Origin of the sequence: Streptomyces torulosus, from assembly GCF_001419765.1 — a bacterium.
Classification (GTDB): domain Bacteria; phylum Actinomycetota; class Actinomycetes; order Streptomycetales; family Streptomycetaceae; genus Streptomyces; species Streptomyces torulosus.
The window spans coordinates 1-1,124 of record NZ_LIRK01001048.1; the positions used below are offsets into that span (position 1 = coordinate 1).

General features: G+C 73.9%; 1 protein-coding gene. It reads left to right on the forward strand.

The window, feature by feature from the left end:
- A partial coding sequence (locus AOK23_RS43930; protein WP_420823812.1) for an ABC transporter permease occupies positions 1–1,007 on the forward strand: 1,007 nt, incomplete at its 5' end.
- Positions 1,008–1,124 lie beyond the last annotated feature (117 nt).

Genomic DNA, 1,124 nt, shown 5'->3' on the forward strand with positions numbered 1-1,124 from the left:
GGCTGACGGCGGGGGTGCTGGGGGCGGCCTTCGTGTTGCGGGCGGCGGGCGACGCTTCCGCGAACGAAGGTTCGTCTTTTTTGACGTGGTTGTCGCCGCTGGGGTGGCTCGAAAACGAGCGTTCGTTCGCGGGCGAGCGGTGGTGGGTGCTGCTGCTGTTCGTCGGGGCCGCCCTGGTCCAGGGCGTGGTGGCGTACGGGCTCGCCGGGCGCCGTGACGTCGGCATGAGCTTCCTGCCGACCCGGCCGGGACCGGCGGCGGGCCGTTTGGCGACGGCGGGCGCGCTGGCCTGGCGGTTGCAGCGGGGCAGCGTGCTCGGCTGGAGCATCGGGTTCTTCCTCGCCGGGCTCGTCTACGGCGGGTTGACCGAGGGCGCGGCCGATCTGGTCGCCGACAACGAGGGCGCCCGCCAGATCTTCGAACGCATGGGCGGCCGGTCCGGGCTCACGGACGCGTTCCTCGCATCGATGATCGGCATGCTCGGACTGATCGCCGCGCTCTACATCGTCGGTGCCGTCCTGCGGCTGCACGGCGAGGAGACCTCGGGCCGGGCCGAACCCCTCCTCGCCAACGCCGTGGGCCGGCTGCGGTGGGCCGCCGGCCATCTGACCGTCGCCTTCGCCGGCTCCGTATGGATCATGCTGCTCGCCGGCCTCGGCTTCGCCCTCGGCTACGGCAAGGAGTTCGGCCCCATCCTGGGCGCCTGCCTCGTCCAGGTCGCCGGGGTGTGGGTCATCGGCGGGGTCGCCGTTCTCGTGCACGGCCTCGCCCCCCGGGCGGCCATGGCGGCGTGGGGCCTCGCGGGCGCCGTCCTCCTGATCGGCTGGATCGGCCCGGCGCTCGACGCCCCCCAGGCCGTCCTCGACCTTTCCCCCTTCGGCCACCTGCCGAAGCTGCCGGGCGGAGACATGGAGTGGGGCCCGGTACTGACCCTGATCGGGCTCGCCGTCGCCCTGGTGGCGGTGGGCCTGGCGGGACTGCGACGACGGGACGTCGTCATGAGTTGACCCCGAGCGCCGGGCATTGGGCACCAGACACCAGACCCCGGACGTCGGAGACCTGACGGCGAGGACCGGGGCCGCCGACGGGGCCGGAGAGGGCCGAGGCGGCCCCGGTCCTCGCCG